Origin of the sequence: Stenotrophomonas sp. (genome assembly GCF_032099025.1) — a bacterium.
Lineage (GTDB): Bacteria > Pseudomonadota > Gammaproteobacteria > Xanthomonadales > Xanthomonadaceae > Stenotrophomonas.
In genome coordinates this window covers 1-23397 of the sequence record NZ_DAMCID010000004.1, presented here as the reverse complement: position 1 = coordinate 23397, position 23397 = coordinate 1, and the positions used below count along the sequence as shown (strand labels likewise).

Sequence of the window (23397 nt, the reverse complement as noted above, 5' to 3'; positions counted from 1 at the left end):
CGGCAAACGCGCGCAGGGGCGTGCCATCGCGCGCCACCACCAGCGTGCTGGTATCGCGCTGTCGCGGCAGTGGTGGTGGAAACGCCAGGTCCAGCACCAGCAGCACTGCCAGCAGCCCGGCAGTGCCCCAGCGCAGCGCACGCCACCACCACCACCAGGGTCGCGACGGCGTGCGCGCGTGCTTGAAAGAAGGGAACGTCATCGCAGCGATACCCGCAACGCGGACCCCGGCGCAGGCCGGGGTCCGCCAGGGATCAGGGCTGGACCACCGTCAGGGTGGTCGGGTTGCTGCGCCCCACCCCGCGCAGGTCCGGACGGTACATGTCTTCGACCAGCGGCGGTGGCACGGTGTAGGTGCCCGGCGTGACCGCACGCACGAGGTAGAACACCTTGGCGGTGCTGCCGCGCGAGAGCTTGAGCGCGGCCACGTAGCGGTCGTCGCGGAACTCTTCGTGGCGCACGGTGGCCGCTTCGCCGCGGTCGTTCACGGCCAGGCCGTCCACCACCACGTCGGCCCACTGCTTGGCGTCGCCCAGGTTGAAGTTCTCGATCTCCAGGCCGGCCGGCAGCAGGTCGGTGAGCAGTGCATCGGGCATGTCCACGTTCGGGGTGACGCTGACCCGCACGATCAACGCCTCGCCTTCCTTCAATGCACGCGGGGTCCACGGCTTGCCATCGGTGGTGTACCAGGTGCGCTCCACGCCCAGCGTGCGGCTGTCAGGCTCCGGCGCGGTGCGCGGGATGCCGGCCACTTCCAGGCTGGCGAACATCGGCGGCTCGCCCTGCGGGCTGAACCGCACGCCCTTGGCCAGCGCGGCGTAGTCGAAGCTGCGGCCGAACATGCGGCGTGCGGCAATGGCTTCCACCTCCCCGCCGATGGCCAGCTCGCCGGACACCTGCTTCGTCTGGTTCGCGGCCAATGCCTTGCCCAGGCGGGCGATGGCTACCTGTTCCTGGGTGCTCAGCCACATCCAGCCGCTGTTGCGGCGTGCGTCCAGCGCGCGGCCCAGTTCCACCGCACGGGCGTCGTAGGCCGGCTTGGCCAGCTTGCGTTCGTGCAGCAGCGCGATCATCAGTGCATCGTCGCGCACGGCGCTGCCGTAATCGCCGAAGTACTGCGGGCGTTCGCTGCTGGGCTTGGCGAAGCCGGCCGCGATGGCCGCATCGCCACGCTTGCGATCGCCCTGCAGCGACAGCGCGATGCCCAGGTGCACCATCGACAGGCCGGTAAGCGACTTGCCGCGCTCGTTGTCGTACAGCGCGCGCAGCGTGCCCAGCGGAGCACGGTTGACCCGTGCCAGCACGTAGCCGGAGTATGCCTGGTTGGCAAACTTCAGGTTCTCGCGGCGGTCTTCACCGTAGAACTGGTTGCCGCCGGAGAGCAGGTCTTCGCTGAGGCGGTTGAGCGCCTTCTGCAGGACGTTGTCGGGCACCGCGAAGCCGGCGTCCTTGGCATCCAGCAGGAACTCGGTGATGTAGGGGGTCAGCCACGGGTTCACGTAGCCGTCGTCGCCCCACATCGAGAAGTTGCCGTTGGCCACCTGCATCGAGGCCAGTCGGCCGAACGCGCCTTCCATGCGCTCGCGACGGGTCTTGGCGTCCAGGCCATCGGCACCGAGCATGGCCGAGGTGGCTTCATCGAGCATCAGCGCGGCATAGCCCTTGCTGGTGGTCTGCTCGGCGCAGCCGTACGGGTACTTCAGCGCACCGTCGAGGGCGCTGGCGAACGGAATCGGCGGCAGCGCGCTGACCAGCATGCGTGCGGTCACCGAGTCGTTCATGAGGCCATCGGCCAGGGCGGTGTCCATGCTGACGTCGGCCAGCGGGTCCAGCGTGCGCGTCTGTGCACGCAGCACCTGCGGCCAGGCGGCACGCACAGGCAGGTCATAGCGGCGGTCGACCTTGAAGCCGTTGCCGTCCACCCGCACCCGCACCTTGGCCACGGTATAGCCTTCGCGCGCCACCAGCGGGAAGCTCAGCGTGCTCTTGGCATCGGCGTTGAGCTTGAGCGTGCGGCTGGGCTCACCCAGCGTGAGCGGCCCGATGCCGTCGACCTGCACCTTGAACTCGCCCGGCTTGCCGGTGAAGTTCTGCACGTCCAGCGTGACCGTGCTGCGGTCGCCCGGCGCCAGCACGCGCGGCATGCTGGCCTCGGCCAGGATCGGCGCGCGCACCACGGTTTCCATGTCGCGCTTGCCGTACTGGTCATCGGAATACACCAGCGCGGAGATGCGCAGGGTGCCGTTGAAGTCCGGCACCTTCAGCGCGATGCGCGCGATGCCCTTTGCATCAAGCTTCACCGGCCCGGAGAACAGGTCCACGGTCTGCACCCGCGCGGTAGGCCGCTTGGCCTGCGGCAGGGCCGCCAGCGCCATGTCGCCACCGAACTTGAGCTTGCCGCTGCTGCCGTCGAAGCTCTCGATGACGCGGCTGTAGATGTCATAGGCATCCACGTCCAGGCGCCGCTGCGCGAAGAAGTGGCCCGCCGCGTCCGGTACCGGGAAGCGGGTGATGTTGAGGATGCCCACGTCCACCGCGGACACGGTGACATGCGCCAGCTTGCCTGCCAGCTGCGGCGCGCTGACCGTGACCGGCAGCGTCTGCTCGGGCCGCATCTGCTTGGGCGCGGAAAGGCCCACGGCCACCTGGCGTGCCTTGCGGTCCATCGGCACGTGCACCACGCCGACCGCGCGGGCCGGGGTGATCTTGCTCGGCGCGCTGCCCCCGCGGAACACCAGCGCGGTGATGTAGACGTCGTGGCGTTCCCACTCGGCGGTGACCGGAATGTCGAACGTGCTGCCGGGCTTGGCGTCGATCTCCTGCACGTACAGCATCCTGTCGCTCTCCACCATCAGCACGCCCTTGCCGGCGTGCGGCGGGGTGACGGTGACGCGCACCTTGTCGCCGGCCTTGTAGCCGGTCTTGTCCAGGCCCAGCTTGACCTTGTCGGGGCGTGCATCCAGGCCGCGGTTCTCGTCGTTCCAGCTCCAGCCGGCGTTGAACGGATAGCGGCTGGTCAGGCCGGTGGCCGGGTCGAACACATCCAGCCGGTACTCACCCCACTCCACCGGGAAGTCGATGCCCACGGCCGCACTGCCGGCGTCGACGGTGCGGGTTTCCTTGTTCTCGAAGCGGCGGCTGAAGTCGTAGTCCCAGCGGTTTTCATTGAAGGTCCAGTGGTAGTCGCGCAGCTCGCGCACCAGGGTCACCTTCAACCCCTTGGCCGGCTGCGGCTTGCCGGCCGCATCCACGCGCATCAGCTCGAAGCGCGCGTTGCTGTTGGCATCGGCGCCATCGTCGGGGTTGAACAGCGGACGCACGCCCACCAGCACCGGGGCGGGCCACATCACCCGCTTCAGGGTGCGGCTGACGGTGCGGCCGCCGGTCTCGTACACGCTGCCGGACAGGACCACGGCGATCGGCGCGCTGGCCTTGACCTCGGCCGGCAGCTCCACGTCCTGGCGCAGCGTGCCGTCGGCCGGGAACTCGGTGTCGATCACATCGCGCGATTCGCGCGGCAGGTCCAGGGTGGGGTCGCCGAAGAAGTACCCCGGCAGCGATTCCACCGGCGACTGCTCGGCCGCCACCGCCAACCGCGCGGTGAAGCGGTTGCCGTCGGCAGGGGCGCCGTACAGATACGCCGCGTCGGCCTGCAGTTTCAGCGGCTCACCCGGCTTGAGGGTTTTCTGCGCGCTGTCCAGGTCCAGCTTCATGCGCTCGGGCAGGAACTCCTCGATGCGCAGGGTCATGCCCTGGATGGCTTCCTTGCTGGCCGGATTGGTGCGGAACTCCACCTGCCAGCGCCCGGTCGGGGCGTCCACCGGGATGGTCTGTTCGAAGTTCAGGTAGCCCTGCTGGCCCGGCTGCAGGCGGGTCTCGCGGAAGGTCTTGCCGTCAGGCTGCTTCAGACGCAGGAACACCGGCTGGGGCTTGACCGGCTTGCCGTCGTTGTCGCGCAGCAGCGCGGAGATGCGCACGGTCTCGCCCGGGCGGTACAGATCACGCCCGGACCAGGCGAACACGTCGAACCAGGCGTTGTCGCGGCCGGCCACGGCGAATTCGCTCAGGTCCAATGCCGGCTGGTTGAACGGCAGCATCGAGGTGTCCGGGCCGCTGCTGGCGATCAGCACGTGGCCTGCGTCCAGGGTGTAGTTCAGCAGTGCGTTGCCGTTGCCGTCGGTGGCGCCCTTGAGCACCACCTCGCCCTTGGCATCCAGGATGCGCAGGTCGATCTTCTTCAGGGCCGCGCCGCTCTGCAGCGATGCGGTATGTACGAACAGCTTGTCCTTGTAGGCACGGGTGTGCAGGCCGATGTCGCTGACGGTGAAGAACGCCGTATCGAATTCGCTCTCGAACGAGCCGCTGCGCTTCATCACGGCGAAGTACAGGCCGGGCTCCTGCAGCTCCTTGATGTCCTGGGTGGGCAGGTAGGTCAGCACGCGCTCGTTCTGCTTGCCGCCCAGCACGAAGCGGTTGACGTAGACCGGCTCGGCCAGCTCGGACATCGGCGACTTGTCGCCATACTCGCTGTCCAGTTCCCAGCTGCCACGGCGTCCGCCACGCTGGTACTGGCTGAAGAAACCGGGCAGCGACTTCTCGCGTACGCGCAGGAACTCCACGTCCACTTCCTTCACGTTGACCGACACCACCGGCAGGCCCCGGCTCTCGCGCGCCGGCAGCACGCTGCCCTGCGAGGCGAAGCCGGCCACCGGCTTGAGCTCCCCGCTGAATACCTTCTGGCGCAGCTCCTTGCCCAACCGGCTGCCGTCGGCGGCCAGCAGGTCCGGGGAGACGATCAGGCTGTATTCCTTGGCCGCCTCGACGAACGGATAGCGCAGGGTCTTGCCGTCATCGGACAGCGACCAGCTGCTGTCCTCGGTGCCGACCTTCTCGCCGAAGCGCACGAGCGTGTCGAAGTCCTGGGTACCGACCAGCGGGCGCGAGAACTCCAGCGCCAGCGACAGGCCGTCGCTCGTCTGGTCGGGGAAGGCCCGCACCAGGGTGAACTCGGTGACCGCCTCGGCCTTGGCCGCGATCGGGTCGCCGGACGCGGTCGGCAGCTGTCCGCTGTCGTTGCGCTTGCAGCCGCCGATCCCCAGCGCCAGGCCGGCAACGAGCGCCACGCCAAGGATTCCTTTCCAGCCCCATTGCCCGACTCGACTGCGCGTAGCCATGACGTCACTCCTTGATCAAGGCGACCATTATAGGGTCCGGCCCGACACGCGCGGCCACCTCCGGTACGACCGACCGTTGCTCGGCCTCGCCACCGATCAACCGGCCACGTACAACGCCACGTACTCCTGCACCGGCATGGCCTCCAGCACCACCGGGTCCAGCGAGGCGTCCAGGATGCGGCGCTGCTGGACGGTCGGGAACGTGGCGGCCAGGTGCGCGCGGAACTTGTCCTCCAGCCGTGGAATGCCTTCGGCGCGGCGGCGGGCATGGCCGAGCGGGTACTCCACGGTCGCCTCCAGGCGGCCGCCATCGACGAACCGGATCTCCAATCCGTTGGCGATGCTGCGCTTGTCCGGGTCGAGGTAATCGGCGGTGAAGCGCGGCTCCTCCACGCAGTGGATCTTCGCGCGCAGCGCGTCGATGCGCGGATCGGCGGCGACGTCGTCCTCGTAGTCCTCGGCCACCAGCCGGCCGAACAGCAGCGCGATGGCGACCATGTACTGCACGCAGTGGTCGCGGTCGGCCGGGTTCTGCAGCGGGCCGGACTTGTCGATGATGCGCAGGCAGGCCTGCTGGGTACGCAGGGTGATGTGGTCGATGTCGTCGATGCGCCGGCCCTCCGCGCGCAGCCGGGCATGCAGCTGCATCGCCGCCTCCACCGCGGTCTGCCCATGGAACTCGGCCGGATAGCTGATCTTGAACAGCACGTTCTCCATCACGTAGCTGCCGTAGGCACGCTGGAAGCGGAACGGCTGCCCGCCGAAGGAGGCGTCGTAGAACCCCCAGGTCGGGGCGGTCAGCGCGCTGGGGTAGCCCATCTCGCCGGCGGCCGCCATCAGCGACAGCCGCACCGCGCGGCTGGTGGCATCGCCGGCCGCCCAGCTCTTGCGCGAGCCGGTGTTGGGCGCGTGCCGGTAGGTGCGCAGCGCCTGCCCGTCCACCCAGGCCAGCGACACGGCGTTGAGCATGCGCTCGCGGTCCAGGCCCAGCAGGTGCGCGACCACGGCGGTGGACGCGACCTTGACCAGCACCACATGATCCAGCCCAACGCGGTTGAAGGCGTTCTCCAGCGCCAGGCAGCCCTGTATCTCGTGGGCCTTGATCATCGCCACCAGCACATCGCGCATGGTCAGCGGCGGGCGACGCAGGGCCACGGCATTGCGGCTGAGCCAGTCGGCCGTGGCCAGGATGCCGCCCAGGTTGTCGGACGGATGGCCCCATTCGGCCGCCAACCAGGTGTCGTTGAAATCCAGCCAGCGCACCATCGCGCCGATGTTGAAGGCCGCCTGCACCGGGTCGAGTTCAAAGCGGGTGCCGGGCACGCGCGCGCCATTGACCACGTGGCTGCCGGGCACCAGCGGGCCCAGCAGCTTGCTGCACGCCGGGAAGGCCAGGGCGGCCAGGCCGCAGCCGAGAGTATCGATCAGGCAGTGGCGGGCGGTGGTGAATGCCAGCGGCGAGACGACCTTGTAGTCGCGTACGTAGTCGACGATGTCGGTCATGACCGCGTCCCATGCGACGCGGTCGTTGGCGGGAGGACTGGCTGGGGACATCGTCGCGCTCCTGGTTGGGCCGTCGGTTCCGCAGTGCAGCCGGGCAGAGCCCGGCGCTACGTCGTTCACGCCGGGACGCGGACGGCGCCCTCCATCAGCACGCGTGCGCTGCGGCTCATGATGGCCTTGGTGACCGTCCACTGGCCGTCAACGAGGCGCGCCTCGGCGCCGACCCGCAGCGTGCCGGACGGGTGCCCGAAGGTCACCGCGCCGCGCTCGCCGCCGCCGGCGGCCAGGTTCACCAGCGTGCCGGGGATCGCAGCGGCGGTGCCGATGGCCACCGCCGCCGTGCCCATCATGGCGTGGTGCAACTTGCCCATCGACAGTGCACGAGCGTGCAGGTCGATGTCACCCGCGGCGATCTGCTTGCCGCTGGACGACACGTAGTCCTGCGCGGGGGCAACGAAGGCCACCTTCGGCGTGTGCTGGCGGGTGGCGGCCTTTTCAATGCTGTCGATCAGGCCCATGCGCACCGCGCCATGCGCGCGGATGGCCTCGAAGCGGGCCAGCGCGGCCTTGTCGTCGTTGATCGCCGGCTGCAGTTCGGTGCCGGTGTAACCCAGGTCCGCCGCATTGAGGAAGATGGTGGGGATGCCCGCGGTAATCATCGTCACCTGGACGCTGCCGACACCGGGGACCTCCAGGGTGTCAACCAGGTTGCCGGTGGGGAACATCGAACCGCCCTCGCCTTCGCCGTCATCGGACGGATCGAGGAACTCGAGCGCGATCTCGGCCGCCGGGAAGGTCACACCGTCCAGCTCGAAGTCGCCGATCTCCTGCACCTGCCCGTCCACGACCGGCACGTGCGCCAGGATGGTCTTGCCGATGTTGGCCTGCCAGATCCGCACGGTGCAGGTACCGTTGCGCGGAACACGCATCGGATCGATGAAGCCGTTGCTGATCGCAAAGGGCCCCACGGCGGTGCTGAGATTGCCGCAGTTGCCACTCCAGTCCACGAACGCCGTATCGATGGAGACCTGGCCATACAGATAGTCCACGTCGTGATCAGGCACCGACGGCGCCGAGATGATCACGCACTTGCTGGTGCTGGAGGTCGCCCCGCCCATGCCGTCGGTGTGCTTGCCATACGGATCAGGCGAGCCGATCACGCGCATCAGCAGCGCGTCACGGGCAGGTCCCGGGACCTGCGCGGCAAACGGCAGGTCCTGCAGGCGGAAGAAAACACCCTTGCTGGTACCACCGCGCATGTAGGTGGCGGGAATGCGGAGTTGGGGAAGATGGGTCATTGCGTATCCAGTAGGGCATCCAGGCCGCGACGTGCATTCCATATCCGGACGATGCGGATATGGTCGGCCAACGCTATGTAGTAGATGAGGTAATCGTCGAAACGACGAATGGGAAGGAAGCGCAGCGATCCTTCAGGCAGATTCAACACGCCATCGTGTCGCGATGAGCCTGCTTCGGGGTGTTGCTCCAACACGTCAACGGTTGCCTGCAGCGCGTCGATGAACGCCAGTTCCAGTGCCGGCCCGCCTGCACCGGCGTACCACTGGGCCGCCTCGTCGGCGTCCTGGAGCGCGCGTGGATACCAACGGGACGGCTTCATTTCCCGCTACGCACCTTGGCCCGGTCGCGCATGCGATCGAAATGATCCGCCTGCAGCGGCTCCGCCGTGCCTGAAGCAAGTCCTTCTGCAATCAGCGTTCGAAGCAGGTCTTCCGACTTGCTGCGCTGGCGCTGGCGGATCAGGTCACGCACGTAATCGGAGGTACTGGAGTAGCCGCCTTCGCTGACTTCTTCGTCGACAAACTGCTTGAGGGGATCGCTGAGCGAGATGTTCATCGTGGCCATGGGGGCCTCCTATGGCAATTCTTGCCATGGATGGTGCGCCTGCAGCCACTCCGCTGCAAGCGCGCCCCCATTCATCCTTCAGTTTCGGGAGAACAGGCAGGATTTCACGCCACCTGCGAGGATTCCAGGAAGTCCTGCGCAAAACGCTGCAGTACTCCGCCGGCTTCGTAGATCGAGACCTCTTCGGCGGTGTCCAGGCGGCAGGTGACCGGCACGTTGAGCTGCTCGCCACTGCGGCGATGGATGACCAGCGTCAGGTCCGCACGCGGCACGCGCTCGCCGACCACGTCGAAGGTCTCGGTGCCGTCGATGCCCAGCGTGGTGCGGTTGACGCCCGGCTTGAACTCCAGCGGCAGCACGCCCATGCCGATCAGGTTGGTGCGGTGGATGCGCTCGAAGCCTTCGGCGGCGATCGCCTCCACGCCGGCCAGGCGCACACCCTTGGCGGCCCAGTCGCGCGAACTACCCTGCCCGTAGTCCGCACCGGCAATGATGATCAGCGGCTGCTTGCGCTCCATGTAGGTCTCAATGGCTTCCCACATGCGCATCACCTGCCCTTCCGGCTCCACGCGCGCCAGCGAGCCCTGTTTCACCTGACCGTCGACCACGACCATTTCATTGATCAGCTTCGGGTTGGCAAAGGTGGCGCGCTGCGCGGTGAGATGGTCGCCGCGGTGGGTGGCGTAGGAGTTGAAGTCCTCCTCCGGCAGGCCCATCTTCGCCAGGTACTCACCGGCCGCACTGCTGGCCAGGATCGCATTGGACGGGGACAGGTGGTCGGTGGTGATGTTGTCGCCCAGCACCGCCAACGGGCGCATGCCACGCAGCGGGCGCTCACCGGCCAGCGCACCTTCCCAATACGGCGGGCGGCGGATGTAGGTGCTCTGCGGGCGCCACGCGTACAGCGGGCTGATCGGCGCGCCGTGTTCCACCTTGAAGGTGAACATCGGCTCGTAGACCTGGCGGAACTGCTCCGGCTTGACGCTGGCCGCGACCACCGCATCGATCTCCGCGTCGCTCGGCCACAGGTCCTTCAGCGTGATCGGGCTGCCGTCGGCGGCCACGCCCAGCGCGTCCTTCTCGATGTCGAAGCGCACCGTGCCGGCAATGGCGTAGGCCACCACCAGCGGCGGCGACGCCAGGAACGCCTGCTTGGCATACGGGTGGATGCGGCCGTCGAAGTTGCGGTTGCCCGACAGCACTGCCGTGGCGTACAGGTCGCGGTCGATCACTTCCTGCTGGATCTTCGGGTCGAGCGCACCGCTCATGCCGTTGCAGGTGGTGCAGGCGAAGCCGACGATGCCGAAGCCCATCTGCTCCAGCTCCCCGAGCAGGCCCGCTTCTTCCAGGTACAGCTGCACCGCCTTGGAACCGGGCGCCAGCGAGCTCTTCACCCACGGCTTGCGGGCCAGGCCCGCGCGGTTGGCGTTGCGCGCCAGCAGCGCCGCGGCGATGACGTTGCGCGGGTTGCTGGTGTTGGTGCAGCTGGTGATGGCAGCGATGATCACCGCACCGTCGGGCATCAGGCCCTGCTCCTGTTCAAGCTTGCCGGAGGCCAGCTTGCCCTCGTCGGCGATGCCGCGCGCGGCCAGTTCGCTGGTCGCCACGCGCTTGTGCGGGTTGGACGGGCCGGCCATGTTGCGCACCACGCTGGACAGGTCGAACTGCAGCACGCGCGGGTACTGGACCTGCGCCAGGTCGTCGGACCACAGGCCGGTGGCCTTGGCATAGGTTTCCACCAGCTGCACCTGGGCATCTTCGCGGCCGGTCAGGCGCAGGTAGTCCAGGGTCTGCTGGTCGATGGAGAACATCGCGGCGGTGGCGCCGAACTCCGGGGTCATGTTGGAGATGGTGGCACGGTCGCCGATGGTCAGCGCGGTGGCGCCCTCCCCATGGAACTCGATCCAGGCACCCACCACGCGCTGCTGGCGCAGGAACTCGGTCAGTGCCAGCACGATGTCGGTGCAGGTGATGCCCGGCTGCGGGCGGCCGGTGAGCTCCACGCCGATGATGTCGGGCAGGCGCATCCACGAGGCGCGCCCCAGCATCACGTTCTCGGCCTCCAGCCCGCCCACGCCGATCGCGATCACGCCCAGCGCGTCCACGTGCGGCGTGTGGCTGTCGGTGCCCACGCAGGTGTCGGGGAAGGCCACGCCGTCACGCACCTGGATCACCGGGGACATCTTCTCCAGATTGATCTGGTGCATGATCCCGTTGCCCGGCGGGATCACATCGACGTTCTTGAATGCCTTCTTGGTCCAGTTGATGAAGTGGAAGCGGTCTTCATTGCGGCGGTCTTCGACGACGCGGTTCTTCTCGAACGCTGCCTTGTCAAAGCCCGGATATTCCACCGCCAGCGAGTGATCGACGATCAGCTGGGTCGGCACGACGGGGTTGATCTGGGCCGGGTCGCCGCCGGCATCGGCAATGGCGTCGCGCAGCCCCGCCAGATCGACCAACGCGGTCTGGCCAAGGATGTCATGGCAGACGACGCGCGCCGGGTACCACGGGAAATCCAGATCCTGCCGACGCTCGATCAACTGACGCAGCGACGCATCCAGCGTGGCCGGATCGCACCGGCGCACCAGGTTTTCGGCCAGCACGCGCGAGGTGTACGGCAGCGTGGCATAGGCACCCGGCTGGAGCGCGTCGACAGCGGCGCGGGTATCGAAATAGTCCAGCGAGGTGCCGGGGAGGTTCTTGCGGTAATCAGTGTTCATGGCTGGCGATAGCGGCTTCTGTTTGGCGGGCCTTGCAGGAATGCGGCGACCCGCCACCGTTGAACGATGGCGGGGTGCAGGGCGCCGGCCAGCGGCCGGCACCGCGCGCGGCGTGGATCAGCCGCGCTGGTCGATCGGCACGAAGACCTGGTCTTCCGGACCGGTGTAGTTGGCGCTCGGGCGGATGATCTTGCCGTCGATGCGCTGCTCGATGATGTGCGCGCTCCAGCCTGAGGTCCGCGCAATGACGAACAGCGGAGTGAACATCGCCGTCGGCACGCCCATCATGTGGTAGCTCACCGCGCTGAACCAGTCCAGGTTCGGGAACATCTTCTTGATGTCCCACATCACCGTTTCCAGGCGCTCGGCGATGTCGAACATCTTCAGGTTCTGCTGCTCGCCGGAGAGGTCGCGCGCCACTTCCTTGATGACGTTGTTGCGCGGATCGCTGACGGTGTACACCGGATGGCCAAAGCCGATCACCACCTCCTTGCGCTCGACGCGGGCCTTGATGTCGGCCTCGGCGTCGTCCGGGCTGTCGTAGCGCTTCTGCACCTCGAACGCCACTTCATTGGCGCCGCCGTGCTTGGGGCCGCGCAGCGCGCCAATGCCACCGGTGATGCAGCTGTGCATGTCGCTGCCGGTGCCGGCGATGACACGGCAGGCGAACGTGGAGGCGTTGAACTCGTGTTCGGCGTACAGGATCAGCGAGGTGTGCATCGCCTTCACCCACGAATCCTGCGGCTTCTCGCCATGCAGCAGGTGCAGGAAGTGGCCGCCGATCGAATCATCGTCGGTCTCCACGTCGATGGCGCGGCCGTTGTGGCTCCAGTGGTACCAGTACAGCAGCATCGAACCCAGGCAGGCCATCAGCTTGTCGGCGATGTCGCGTGCACCGGGATGGTTGTGGTCGTCCTTCTCCGGCGACACGCAGCCGAGCACCGACACGCCGGTGCGCATCACGTCCATCGGGTGCGCCGACGGCGGCAGTTCTTCCAGCGCGGCCTTGACTGCGGCCGGAATGCCGCGCAGCGACTTGAGCTTGGCCTTGTAGGCGACCAGCTCGGCGCGGGTGGGCAGCTTGCCATGCACCAGCAGGTGGGCGATTTCCTCGAACTCGCTGGTGTTGGCCAGGTCCAGGATGTCATAGCCGCGGTAGTGCAGGTCGTTGCCGCTGCGGCCGACCGTGCACAGCGCGGTATTGCCTGCGGCGGTGCCGGACAGCGCGACGGACTTCTTCGGCTTGAAGCCGGGGGCGGTGGTTGCTTCGCTCATGATCCCTCCAGAATACAGTGGTGCAACGTTACTTCTTGGCGGCAAACAACGCGTCGAGCTGCTGCTCGAAGGCGTGGTAGCCGATACGGTCGTACAGTTCCTCGCGGGTCTGCATGCTGTCCACCACGTTCTTCTGGTGGCCGTCACGACGGATGGTCTCATAGACGTTCTCGGCGGCCTTGTTGGCGGCGCGGAACGCGGAGAGCGGGAACAGCTGGATGGCCACGCCGGCCGAGGCCAGTTCATCGCGGGTGAACAGCGGGGTCTTGCCGAATTCGGTGATGTTGGCGAGTACCGGCACCTTCACCGCATCGACGAAGCGGCGGTAGGTGTCCAGGTCGTAGGCGGCCTCGGCGAAGATGCCGTCGGCGCCTGCTTCCACGCAGGCGATGGCGCGCTCGATCGCTGCGTCCACCCCGTCCACCTGGATGGCGTCGGTACGCGCGATCAGGAAGAACTCCGGGTCGGTCTTCGCGTCGGCGGCGGCCTTCACGCGATCGACCATCTCAGACTGGGTGACGATCTCCTTGCCCGGACGATGCCCGCAGCGCTTGGCGCCCACCTGGTCCTCGATGTGGCAGGCAGCGGCGCCCGCCTTGATCAGCGACTTCACCGTGCGCGCGATGTTGAACGCGCTCGGGCCGAAACCGGTGTCGATGTCCACCATCAGTGGCAGGTCGCACACGTCGGTGATCCGGCGCACGTCGATCAGCACGTCTTCCAGCGTATTGATGCCCAGGTCCGGCAGGCCCAGCGAGCCCGCTGCGACACCGCCGCCGGACAGGTAGATGGCCCGGTAGCCGGCGCGCTGCGCCAGCAGGGCATGGTTGGCGTTGATCGCCCCGATCACCTGCAGGGGCGATTCGGCGGCCAGCGCGGCGCGGAAGCGTGCGCCGGCGGAGGAAACAGAGGAGCTCATGGGGCATTCCATCGTGAGTGACGGGTGTACAGGCGCAAGGCCCGTGCCAAGTCCCAACTGTCTGATTTCATTACGACGGGACCGTGGCAGGCGTGTTTCATGCCGACCCAATGAAACACATGTAACATGGATGTAACTGAAACACTGAAACACAGCCATGTCGACCAGCCTGCCCCGCGCCCGCCCCCGCCTGTCCGATCCGGAGCCGGGCCACCTGCCGGTGATCTGGACGGTGAGCGTGTCCCGGCTCACCGGCCTGCTCGGCGATGTGATCCCGGAATTCGATCGCCGCGCACGGATCGTGCCGATCAACCTGGGCTTCGAGGAAGCGGTGGACGTGATCGGCCAGCGGCTGCGCCGCGAGCACTGCGATGTGGTCATCGCCGGCGGCTCGAACGCGGCCTACCTGCGCAGCCGGCTGGAGGTGCCGCTGGTGCCGATCCAGGCCAACGGATTCGACCTGATGGAGGCGCTGGCCCGTGCACGCCGCATCGCGCCGCGGATCGGGCTGGTCACCCACGCCACCGATGTACCCACCTTCGGCAGCTTCCAGCACAGCTTCGGACTGGACATCGAGCACCGCCGCTTCGTCACCCGCGAAGACGCCCGCGACTGCATCGCGGACATGCGTGCCAATGGCATCGAGGTGATCGTCGGCACCGGCATGGCCATCGACCATGCCGAGCAGGTCGGCCTGCCCGGGGTGCTGCTGTATTCGGCCGACTCGGTGCGACAGGCCTTTGAGCATGCGCTGGAGCTGACCCAGACCCTGGCCCGTTCCGGCGCGCCGTTACCGCGTCGCCGCAGTCCCGGCCGCCGCAACGATGCCGACCGCCGTCTGCTGGGCGACAGCCCGGCCATGCAGCAGGTGCGCGAGCGCATCGCGCTGTATGCGCCGCACGACAGCACCGTGCTGATCACCGGCGCGACCGGCACCGGCAAGGAACTGGTCGCACGCCAGCTGCACGCAGACAGTGGCCGCCAGGGCCGCTTCGTCGCGCTCAACTGCGGGGCCATCAGTGAATCACTGCTGGAAGCGGAGTTGTTCGGCTACAACGAGGGCGCCTTCACCGGCGCGCGTCGCGGCGGTCGGGTGGGCCTGGTCGAGGCCGCCGATGGTGGCACCCTGTTCCTGGATGAGATCGGCGAGCTGCCGCTGCCGTTGCAGACCCGCCTGCTGCGGGTGCTGGAGGAACGCGAAGTCCTGCGCGTCGGTGCGACCGAGCCGACGGCGGTCGACGTACGCGTGGTCGCCGCCACGCTGCAGGCGCTGGAGTCGCTGGTGGAGGCGCAGCGGTTCCGGCGCGATCTGTACTACCGCCTGGCCGCGCTGCGCATTGCGTTGCCGACCCTGCGCGAGCGCCCACAGGACGTTCCGCAGCTGCTCGCGCACTTCTTCCAGCAGCTCGGCCAGCGCCCTTCGCCGCTGGACACGGCCGCCACCCAGCGCCTGTGCGGGTACGCGTGGCCGGGCAACGTGCGTGAGCTGCGCAACCTCGTGGACCGCCTGCGCATCCATTGGCCACCACAGGCCGGCCCGCTGCCTTTGTCGGCCCTGCTGCAGTGGGTACCCGAGCTCGAGGCACTGCCGGCACCGCCCACGTCACAACGCGCGGCACGCGACCACGCGCTTCACCGCCCGCCGCAGCATCCCGGCGGCGAAGCGCTCCAGCACCTGCTCGCCGAATGCGGTGGCAACCGCGAACAGCTCTGCGCCCAACTGGGCATCTCGCGTACCACCTTGTGGCGCTGGTTGCGCAACGACTGATCCGGGCAGATCGGCCCGCGTCGTGCCTTGCGTTGCGCTACGCGGTTCATTTCCGACGCCGGACCGCACTCTCCTCTCCCGCGATGGCCATTCAATGCATGCCCACGTCGCCGACGCTGCGGCCACCGGGGCGTGATTGAAGGAGAGCGGACCCCGTCCAGGCGTGCCGACGTGCCGTGTCAGGGGAAACGCGCGCAAGACGACCCGTTTTGTCCGTACCAACCTGTTTCATCCCTCGTCGGACGCCGGTCGCCGCACCGTGGTCGCAGCCGCCGCCGGTGCTTTCGAAAGATTGGCCGCAGTCGAATGCCGCAAACGAAAGTCCGTGGTCACAGGTTCCATCGTCAGCAGTTTCAACTGGACATGAATCCAGAGCAGGCACCGTCCAGCACAGACGTTCAAGCGTCGTAGGTTCGGACACGCAGGCCGGTCATGCCGCCCTGCGATGCTCGTCCCAACCCAAGGAATTCCAGATGTGCCCAGCCATCGCCAAGGCCATTGTTCTTCTGTCGTATCGACCGCTGCGCGCCGCGCCCAACCCGCGCCCGGCCGGCACCAGGTCCGCCCGGCTGCGGTGCACCCGCATTGCCAACGGCGAGCAGCCCGGACAGCCTCCCTGCCCGCCGGACCCGGCACCGGCACCGGGCCTTGACGGGCCAGTGCCCGCCAATGCACGGGACGTGCTGACAGCACAGATCCATGCGCTGCTCAAGGAACTCCGTACGTACCGGGCAGTGCACGTTGCCGGGACCGTGCGCGCGGCAACATCGGCCGCGCCCGGCGCGCTCGACAGGGCACAGGTCGAGGCGCTGCTGCGTGCCATCGGACCGCCGCCGTCGGACCGATTACTGCCGCCAGACCAGCACATGCTTCACGCTGCACTGTTCGACCTGCTGCGTGCCTTGCGCGCGGAGCAGATGCTGCATGCGCAGATCGAGCGTCATACCCGGAAGCAGCAGGCCAATGCACTGCCGGGCGCGCAGCGCGGCAGCGCCAGCAGTGGCGCGGTGGGTGCGGCGATCGGCCTGCCGTTTGCCGCCGAGGCGGGGGCCACACTCGGCGGTCAACGGGAGAACAGCACCGCCACGTTCGACGACCTCGCCATTGCCGTCGTACACATCACCACACTCAACGGCACACTCTCGGCCGGCGTCGGCCTGCAGGCCTCGCCGGGCGCTGAATGCAGCGTCGGAGGGGCGTACACGCGTGGCAACGCGATCATCGCCATCAGCATGCGCAACCACATTCACGGACTGGCGCGCGCCTCGCTCGCCCGCCGCCTCGGAGGAAGCGCCGTGCTGCGCGGATTGAAGCGGCTCACCGGCCACCGGCGTGATCGCTACGCCGAACGCATCAGCCGGGCGCAGCAATGGCAGCCGAATGTACACCGGCTGCTCTCTCCCGCCGTGCGCGACAGCCGGGTGCAGCACAGCCGACCGGGTGCACTCCGGCCGGCGGATGCCGCCCTGCTGGATGCCGCACTGCCGGCCTGCGGCCTGACCTTCGCACCGCGTGCGCCGGACGTGCTGTTGGCCGAGCTGAGCACCACTGTCTGCACGGCCACCGCACGCGCCCGCTACGGTGTCGGCAGCGTCTCACTGTCGGGACAGTTGAGCCGGACCGCATTCCATACCGCGCTGCCGGTCCGACTGACCGAACTGGATGAGAACGGACGCCCGGCGACCGCCGATCCCAGCGTGCGATCCGCAGTGAAGGCACGCGTGGAGGCGTTGCTCGACGCGGCGCCGCCGCAACGTTCAACCGCGCTGGGCAGACTCCGGGACATGGGGGATGACGTGCGGCCGTCAAGCCTGGACGCGCGGTTGGCTGCGGTGGCGCAGGTGGCAGCCGAGTTTCACCATCTGGAAGCGCTTGCCCGCCATGCACTCAAGGCGCCTGCGCAGGCGCGCGCTCCGATGGCGTCGCTGGCCCGGGACTGGGGCTGCCCGTCAGCAACCTGCGAAGCGGTCATGATCAACATGCTGGACACGCTGGCCTGGCTGCAGGCGGTACCGGAGCCGCCGCTGGGTGATGAGGCTGCGTTGCCAACGTGGACAACACTGCAGAAGCGTGCGCAGGCGGTCGCCACGATCATCCACGGCAGCCAGATCCCGCACAACCGCAGCGACGTGCACCATGCCACACACGCCTTCCGCGACATGACCCAGCGCATCACCACACGCCGGGGCACCCTCGACGTCACCACCGAACTTCTGGCGGCCGGCGTCTCGGCGCAGGTGTCACTGGCCCAGCACGAACGCGATGACCCTAACCCGCTCCGCGACGGCACGTACCTGGAGATCGCGTTTACCGCCCAGCTTTCGACCAACATCGCCGGCGTGCTGGCCGAGGTGCAGAAGCGCCTGCCAGCCGAGTGGGGCGGGCTGTCGCTGGACGAGCCGCAGCGCCTGCTGGCACCGATCGCAGGAAGCATGACGGTGAGCGGCAGCGTCAACGTACTGGTGCGCTTCTTCAAGCCCAGCTTCCAGACCGGGCCCGGTTTTCCCGAGGAGGCCAGAGGAGCCCACCTGCAGGCCATCCGGCTGGGCACTGGCACCGCCCAGGCACTGGCAGTGAAGGTGCCTGTGCCGCTGATGGCCGGCGTGTCATCGTCCATCGCCATGACGCATGCACGCACTGCGCAGCGGACGCGGCATGAGCAGCTCTGTGCCGGCACACTGACCGGCCTGCTGCTGCGCTACCAGTCGCTGTGCGCGGACGACCAGGCCCCTGCAGAAACGTGGGCGCAGCTGGTCGCGTCGCACGGTGCCGACCTTGATCGGTTGGCCGACGCACTGGCCACTCCTGCATCGGTACCCGCACAGGAGGCCCGCTATTGGCTCCACCGCGGGGCATCTGCCGACGACGTGTCTCCGGCTTCGGCAAGCGGCACACCCGCACCCGCATGGGATGCAAGGTGCCCGGACCACGACGTGGACGCCCGGCGTGAACAGGTGCACGCGCTGTTCCAACGGCTGTTGACGGCCGTCAAGCGCGTCAAGGCCGCCTCGCCACTGGTAGGGGACGCCCAACTCGCGTCGCCCGCCCCGGTCGCGCGCGCCAAAGGCTGAAACCGACGCTCCGCGCGGGCCGCACCAAGGAGCAGAGGTGTGGAGCAGGCACCGCCGCGTTCATCAACGCCCCGCCCAGCGCGGGGCCACCGGCGATGTTGCGCCGCTGCGATGCCCTCGCGCCCGTAACTCCATAGCAACCGTCAATCAAATCCAGTGAGCCAGCCGATGGGACGTTCAGCCATCGAAACGGCGAATGAATCTGCGCCCGTCGACGAAATTCCATTACACCACCCCGCCTCCGTAGTTTGGATCGGGCACCGGCCTGCGCTGCTGCTCCCCATTCCCTCGTCGAGACCGCTTCATGCCTTCCGAAACACACCCGTGCCTGCCGCCTGCGGCTGCTTCCGCCTTGCAGGTCAGTCGCGCGGCGATCAACGACAGCGCCCACCATCGGCAGGCGCCTTCCACCTGCGCGGCACCTTGCCCGCCACTGCGGCTGACGCAACCACGGCTGCTGCAGATGCCGGACCTGGATGCCGCCAACGCCCCCTACTGACCTGGGCCAGCCGCGCCCCGGCGCGCCTGTTCCGGCACCACACCTTTCAGGAGCCACACGTGACCCCATCCACCATCAGGACCCGCAGGTCCCATAACGGGCACAATGCGTCGCGCGAACACACCGCGCCACCGGCCCGGTGCACTTCGCTGCCACTCAGCGGGGTGATCAACGCGTCCGCGAAGGCGCCCGCGACGATGCCGCCATCACCCAGGAGCCACCGCATTGAGGCGCTGGACCTGACGTACCTGCATGTCGCCCCTCAGCCCATCCAGGCCGCTGCCAACATGCCGTCGGCGTCCAGCCCGATCCTGCCGCCAGCGGCCAACGACGATGTCGTCGACGTCAATGTCGCGCAGATGCATGGCTTGCTGGCACAGCTGGCCGCACTCGACTCGGGGCGCTTCCGCCGCGCTGCGGCCACGCTGGACCCGACCGGGGCGAAGCCGCTGACCCGCGATGCGCTGCGCACCCTGCTGCGGACACTGAAAGCGTCACGCGCGGCCGTTGAGATGACGCCACAAGAACGGCAGCGGCACCGGATGCTGTGCCAGACGTTGCAGGTGCTGGCTCGCGCCGCCGATGCGGAACTGCTGCTGCAGTCCCAGATCACCCGCCATCGCAACGCCCAGATGGACTACGCCCTGCCCGGCTCGCAGACCCGCAGCACCACCACGGTCAGCGGCGGCGCAGGGTTCGGCATGCAGGGAGCGGTGGAAGCGCGCGTCGAGGCACGTGGGCAACATGAAACCACCCTCTCCACCGGTGAAGACCTGACGGTGGCAACCCTCCGCACCCGCGCCATGCAGGCTGACCTTTCCGTCCAGGTCGGCATTGCCGACGGCGTTGGCACGGGAGCGGGCGCGTCCGCTGAGTACAGAAGCGGCCATGCGGACATTGCCACCTCCATGCGCACGCACGTGGAGGCTCTGGCGCATGCATCCACCGAGCGCAGGCTCGGCGGAAACCGGTTGCTGCGCGCAGTCAAGGAGGCCTTCGGCCCGCGCCGCGACCGATACGCCGAGCGCACCAGCCGGGCGTTGGCGGTGCAGAGCCAGGTCGCCATGCTGCTTGGCCATGCGGACAGCGGGCGCACACTCGCGTTCAGCGCCCACGCACCCGTGCCGATCCAGGCCAAGGTGAGCGGCTTCAAGGGATCGCTGACCGCGAACGTTGGTTTCGGCGCCGGCGCGCTGCGGGTGACCGGCGAGGCGAAGAAAGACACCTTCATCGCCGCACTCCCCACCCGCCTGACCGAGCGCAACGCCAGCGGCATGGCGCCGAGCGGTGAACCTGCCATCCGCAAGGCGCTGGATACACGCATTGCGGCATTGCTTTCCACCCCACGAGCGGGGTCACCGACACTGGGGCTGGTCCGGGGCCTGCGCGCAGCGGCGTCCAACGACGACGCGCTTCCGCTGCGCAGGGCAGCGGTAGACCAGCTACGCAGCGAATTCGACCACGTCGAGGCACTGGGACGCCACGCGCTGGTCGCCCCGGGACAGGCCCGGACGATACTGGCCTCCCTGTGCCGTGACTGGGGCAGCGCGACGGCGGCGAACGAACCGGTGATGATCGGCATGCTCGACACGCTGGCGTGGCTGCAATCGGTACCCTCTCCCTGCAGCGGGGCTGACTCGGCGGCATGGAGCGACCTCCAGGACGCCGTACAGGCGCTGGCCACCCGTATCCACGACACGCAGCTGCCACACGACGCCCGCCAGGTGCACCAGGCCACGCACGGCTTCCGTGAGATGACCCAGCGGGTCGCCACGCTGAGCCTGGCACTGGATGTTTCGGCCGCCGCGTTGCCAGGCAGCCTCGGCGCCACCGCGTCGGTGGCGAGGAGCGTGCGCGAAGATCCGGATCCGCTGCGCGCTGGCACCTATGTAGTGCTGACCCTGGGCCTGCAGGCCGGTGCCGAGCCGGGCGCGATCATCGCCGAGGTGCAGCGTCAGTGGCCGTCATCCTGGGAACCCCTGCCGGCCCAGGAACTGCTGTCGTCGCTGTCACCGACGCTGGCGGTCAACGGCACCGCGCAATACCAGCTGCGCTTTTTCAGGTCGGACCTCCAGCGCGACGTGGAGTGGCCCGAAGCGGCACGCGGCTTCCATCTGCAGAGCGTCCGGGTCAACACCGGGAATGCACGCCGCGCAGGGGTGAAGGTGCCAGTGCCGCTCGCCCCGGGCGTCGCGGCCAACCTGGGCGTGGCCTACGAGGTGGCCAGCACGCATACGCGCCGGGAAACGCTGCCCGCCAGCAGTCTCGATGGGATCCTGCTGCGCTACCAGTCACTGTGCACGAAGGTGCGCAGCAACGCCGATACCTGGGACGTACTGCTGACATCAAACGGGCCAGACCTGGCACGGCTCGGCAAGGCATTGGCCCTGCCCGGTTCAGCGCCCACGCAGGAGGCACGTTACTGGTTGAAACAGGCCGAGGTGAGCACCGTGGAGGCAGATGCCATGCTGGCGGGATTTGAACGCCCTGCCGACACCGCGATCCGGCACACGCAGTTGTTTGAACTGTTCGAGGCCATGGGCAAGGGCACGCAGCTGCGCAAGGCCGCCTCCCCCCTGCTGGGAGAACTGACGCTGTCGACCGCATCGCATGCCTGAGCGACGCCCCGATCAGGGGAACAGCAGCCGCTTGCTCCACTGGCCGTCGGCCTCGCTCTCGTAGCACCAGCGCTCATGCAGGCGGAACTGCGCGCCGTACCAGAACTCGATGCGGCGCGGCACCACGCGCAGCCCGCTCCAACCGGCCGGACGGGGCACGTCGCGGCCGGCAAAGCTGGCCTCGGCGGTGGCCACGCGGGTATCGAATTCCTCGCGTGAGGACAAGGTGCGTGACTGCAGCGAAGCCCATGCCCCGATCTGGCTCATGCGCGGACGCGATGCGAAGTAGGCGTCCGCCTCGGCGTCGTCGACCTGTTCGACGGCGCCCTCGATGCGCACCTGGATACCCGCTTCACGCAGACTGCGCCAGAGGAACAGCAGGGCCGCATGCGGATTTTCCTGCAGTTCACGCCCCTTGTGGCTGTCCAGGTGGGTGTAGAACACGAAGCCCCGTTCGTCGTATGACTTGAGCAGCACGGTGCGCGCGGAGGGCCGTCCCGTCGCATCGGCGGTTGCCACGGTCATCGCGTTGGGTTCGATTTCGGCACTGGCCCGTGCTTCCTCGAAGAGGCCGGTAAAGGTCGACAGCGCTTCAGCGTAAAGATCGGTCATGAGTGGTTTCTTGCTGCTCGGTTTGGTTTATTGTCACTGCATGTCTGTTGCCGCGTACATGGCCCGCAACAAGGGCTTCCCGGAATCACTCGTCGCGCAGGCGCTGGACGATGCGCTCGCCACGGCGGGCAAGGTGCCAGTATTGGCGATCAGCGGCCTGCAGGGGAGCGGCAAATCGACGCTGGCCGCCCAGGTGGTCACGCTGGCGAAGCAGCGCGGGCTGCGCGCCGCGGCCCTGTCCATCGACGACGTCTACCTGACCCGCGCCGACCGCCAGCGGCTCGCGCGCCAGATCAACCCGCTCCTGCTCACCCGCGGGCCGCCCGGCACCCATGACCTGCCGCTTGCCCATGCCACCCTGGATGCCATCGCCGCGCGGCAGCCGGTGGCGCTGCCGCGCTTCGACAAGCTGGCCGACGAACGCGTGCCCGAGGCGGACTGGCAGGTGCTGGACCACGGGCTGGACCTGCTGGTCTTCGAGGGGTGGTTCCTGGGGACGCCGGCGCAGGCGCAGGGTGAACTTGACACCCCCCTCAACGCGCTTGAGCGCGAGGCCGATGCGGATGGGCGCTGGCGGCACTGGTGCAACCAGGCGCTGGCCGAACGCTATCCCGCGCTGTGGCAGCGCTGCGACCGGCTGTGGTTCCTGCAGCCGCCGGATTTCGCCGTGGTGCCGCGCTGGCGTTGGCAACAGGAACAGCACCTCCAGGCCGCCCAGCCCGGGCGCAGCAGCATGAGCCGCGCCCAGCTGGAACGGTTCGTGCAGTACTACGAACGGGTCAGCCGGCAGGCGCTGCGCACGTTGCCCGCCCTGGCCGACCGGATCGTGGTGCTGGACGAACAGCGCCGTGTGCTGCCGCCGCCCGGCTGACGCCGGCGGCGGCGTGCTCAACCGACCAGGAAGGTCACGCGCAGATTGACGCGCCACTCCGTGATGTTGCCCTCCCCATCGGTGACGACCTTGGTCTCGTTGATCCAGGCGCCCTGGATGCCCTTGACCGTTTCGGACACCTTCTTCAGCCCGCTGCGCACGGCGTCTTCGACACTGGTGGAGGACGAGGCGTTGATCTCGATGATCTTGGCTACCGACATTGGGATGCTCCGGGTGCGCGCGGGACATTCCGCGCCGGCCCATCGTGCGCGTGCGCGCGTAAAGAGGCCGACACGGAGGTGTTAGCATCGCGGGTAATGAATCCCGCTCCGAATCTGATCCTGATCGGCCCGATGGGCGCCGGCAAAACCTGCATCGGGCGCCGCCTGGCCGAGCGCTTCACCCTGGCCTTCGTCGATGCCGACCAGGCCATCGTCGACGCGACCGGCGCAAGCATCCCGGCCATCTTCGAGCACTCGGGGGAGGCCGGCTTCCGCCAGCACG

16 protein-coding genes are annotated in these 23397 nt (G+C 68.2%); 5 read left to right on the top strand and 11 right to left on the bottom strand.

Annotated elements, in window-relative coordinates:
• From RT456_RS04260 to prpB, 9 genes are all read right to left on the bottom strand, one after another.
• Positions 1–202, bottom strand: a 202-nt coding sequence (locus RT456_RS04260) for a hypothetical protein (protein ID WP_313342951.1), incomplete at its 3' end; no start/stop codon positions are given.
• A gap of 52 nt (positions 203–254) precedes the next feature.
• On the bottom strand, positions 255–5174 hold the full coding sequence (locus RT456_RS04255) for an alpha-2-macroglobulin (RefSeq protein WP_313342949.1): 4920 nt from the start codon (positions 5172–5174) through the stop codon (positions 255–257).
• A gap of 96 nt (positions 5175–5270) precedes the next feature.
• Positions 5271–6728: a bifunctional 2-methylcitrate dehydratase/aconitate hydratase gene (locus RT456_RS04250; protein ID WP_313342946.1), complete on the bottom strand. Its 1458-nt coding sequence runs from the start codon at positions 6726–6728 to the stop codon at positions 5271–5273.
• 65 nt (positions 6729–6793) lie between these two features.
• Positions 6794–7975, bottom strand: a complete 1182-nt coding sequence (prpF, locus tag RT456_RS04245) for a 2-methylaconitate cis-trans isomerase PrpF (RefSeq protein ID WP_313342943.1) — start codon at positions 7973–7975, stop codon at positions 6794–6796.
• Positions 7972–8295 (bottom strand): type II toxin-antitoxin system RelE/ParE family toxin, encoded by a 324-nt coding sequence (locus tag RT456_RS04240; RefSeq protein ID WP_313342940.1) that lies wholly within the window; start codon positions 8293–8295, stop codon positions 7972–7974. Before RT456_RS04240 ends, prpF begins: the two co-directional genes overlap by 4 nt.
• The gene (locus tag RT456_RS04235) at positions 8292–8540 is read right to left on the bottom strand and encodes a type II toxin-antitoxin system ParD family antitoxin (protein WP_313342938.1); all 249 of its coding nucleotides are present in this window, start codon (positions 8538–8540) and stop codon (positions 8292–8294) included. Before RT456_RS04235 ends, RT456_RS04240 begins: the two co-directional genes overlap by 4 nt.
• A gap of 104 nt (positions 8541–8644) precedes the next feature.
• A complete protein-coding gene (acnD, locus tag RT456_RS04230; RefSeq protein ID WP_313342935.1) occupies positions 8645–11260 on the bottom strand; it encodes a Fe/S-dependent 2-methylisocitrate dehydratase AcnD in 2616 nt (871 codons plus the stop codon).
• Positions 11261–11377: 117 nt separating this feature from the next.
• The gene (gene prpC, locus RT456_RS04225; protein WP_313342933.1) at positions 11378–12535 is read right to left on the bottom strand and encodes a 2-methylcitrate synthase; all 1158 of its coding nucleotides are present in this window, start codon (positions 12533–12535) and stop codon (positions 11378–11380) included.
• 28 nt (positions 12536–12563) lie between these two features.
• A complete protein-coding gene (gene prpB, locus RT456_RS04220) occupies positions 12564–13454 on the bottom strand; it encodes a methylisocitrate lyase (protein ID WP_313342930.1) in 891 nt (296 codons plus the stop codon).
• 157 nt (positions 13455–13611) lie between these two features.
• Between prpB and prpR the strand changes: the two genes are divergently transcribed.
• The 3 genes from prpR to RT456_RS04205 all read left to right on the top strand — a co-directional run bounded on the left by prpR (position 13612) and on the right by RT456_RS04205 (position 21410).
• Positions 13612–15222, top strand: a complete 1611-nt coding sequence (prpR, locus tag RT456_RS04215) for a propionate catabolism operon regulatory protein PrpR (RefSeq protein ID WP_313342927.1) — start codon at positions 13612–13614, stop codon at positions 15220–15222.
• 473 nt (positions 15223–15695) lie between these two features.
• On the top strand, positions 15696–18293 hold the full coding sequence (locus RT456_RS04210; protein ID WP_313342925.1) for a hypothetical protein: 2598 nt from the start codon (positions 15696–15698) through the stop codon (positions 18291–18293).
• A 696-nt stretch (positions 18294–18989) separates the two neighbouring features.
• Positions 18990–21410 carry a hypothetical protein gene (locus RT456_RS04205; protein WP_313342922.1) on the top strand — a complete coding sequence of 807 codons (2421 nt, stop codon included), beginning with the start codon at positions 18990–18992 and terminating at the stop codon, positions 21408–21410.
• A gap of 12 nt (positions 21411–21422) precedes the next feature.
• Here the strand turns inward: RT456_RS04205 and pdxH are convergent, their stop codons facing one another.
• Positions 21423–22022 carry a pyridoxamine 5'-phosphate oxidase gene (gene pdxH / locus RT456_RS04200; RefSeq protein ID WP_313342919.1) on the bottom strand — a complete coding sequence of 200 codons (600 nt, stop codon included), beginning with the start codon at positions 22020–22022 and terminating at the stop codon, positions 21423–21425.
• Positions 22023–22062: 40 nt separating this feature from the next.
• Here pdxH and RT456_RS04195 point away from each other — a divergent pair, with 40 nt between their 5' ends.
• A complete protein-coding gene (locus RT456_RS04195; protein WP_313342917.1) occupies positions 22063–22893 on the top strand; it encodes a kinase in 831 nt (276 codons plus the stop codon).
• Positions 22894–22910: 17 nt separating this feature from the next.
• Here the strand turns inward: RT456_RS04195 and RT456_RS04190 are convergent, their stop codons facing one another.
• On the bottom strand, positions 22911–23114 hold the full coding sequence (locus RT456_RS04190) for a dodecin family protein (protein ID WP_313342914.1): 204 nt from the start codon (positions 23112–23114) through the stop codon (positions 22911–22913).
• A gap of 96 nt (positions 23115–23210) precedes the next feature.
• Between RT456_RS04190 and RT456_RS04185 the strand changes: the two genes are divergently transcribed.
• On the top strand, positions 23211–23397 hold a 187-nt coding region (locus tag RT456_RS04185), incomplete at its 3' end, for a shikimate kinase (protein ID WP_313342913.1).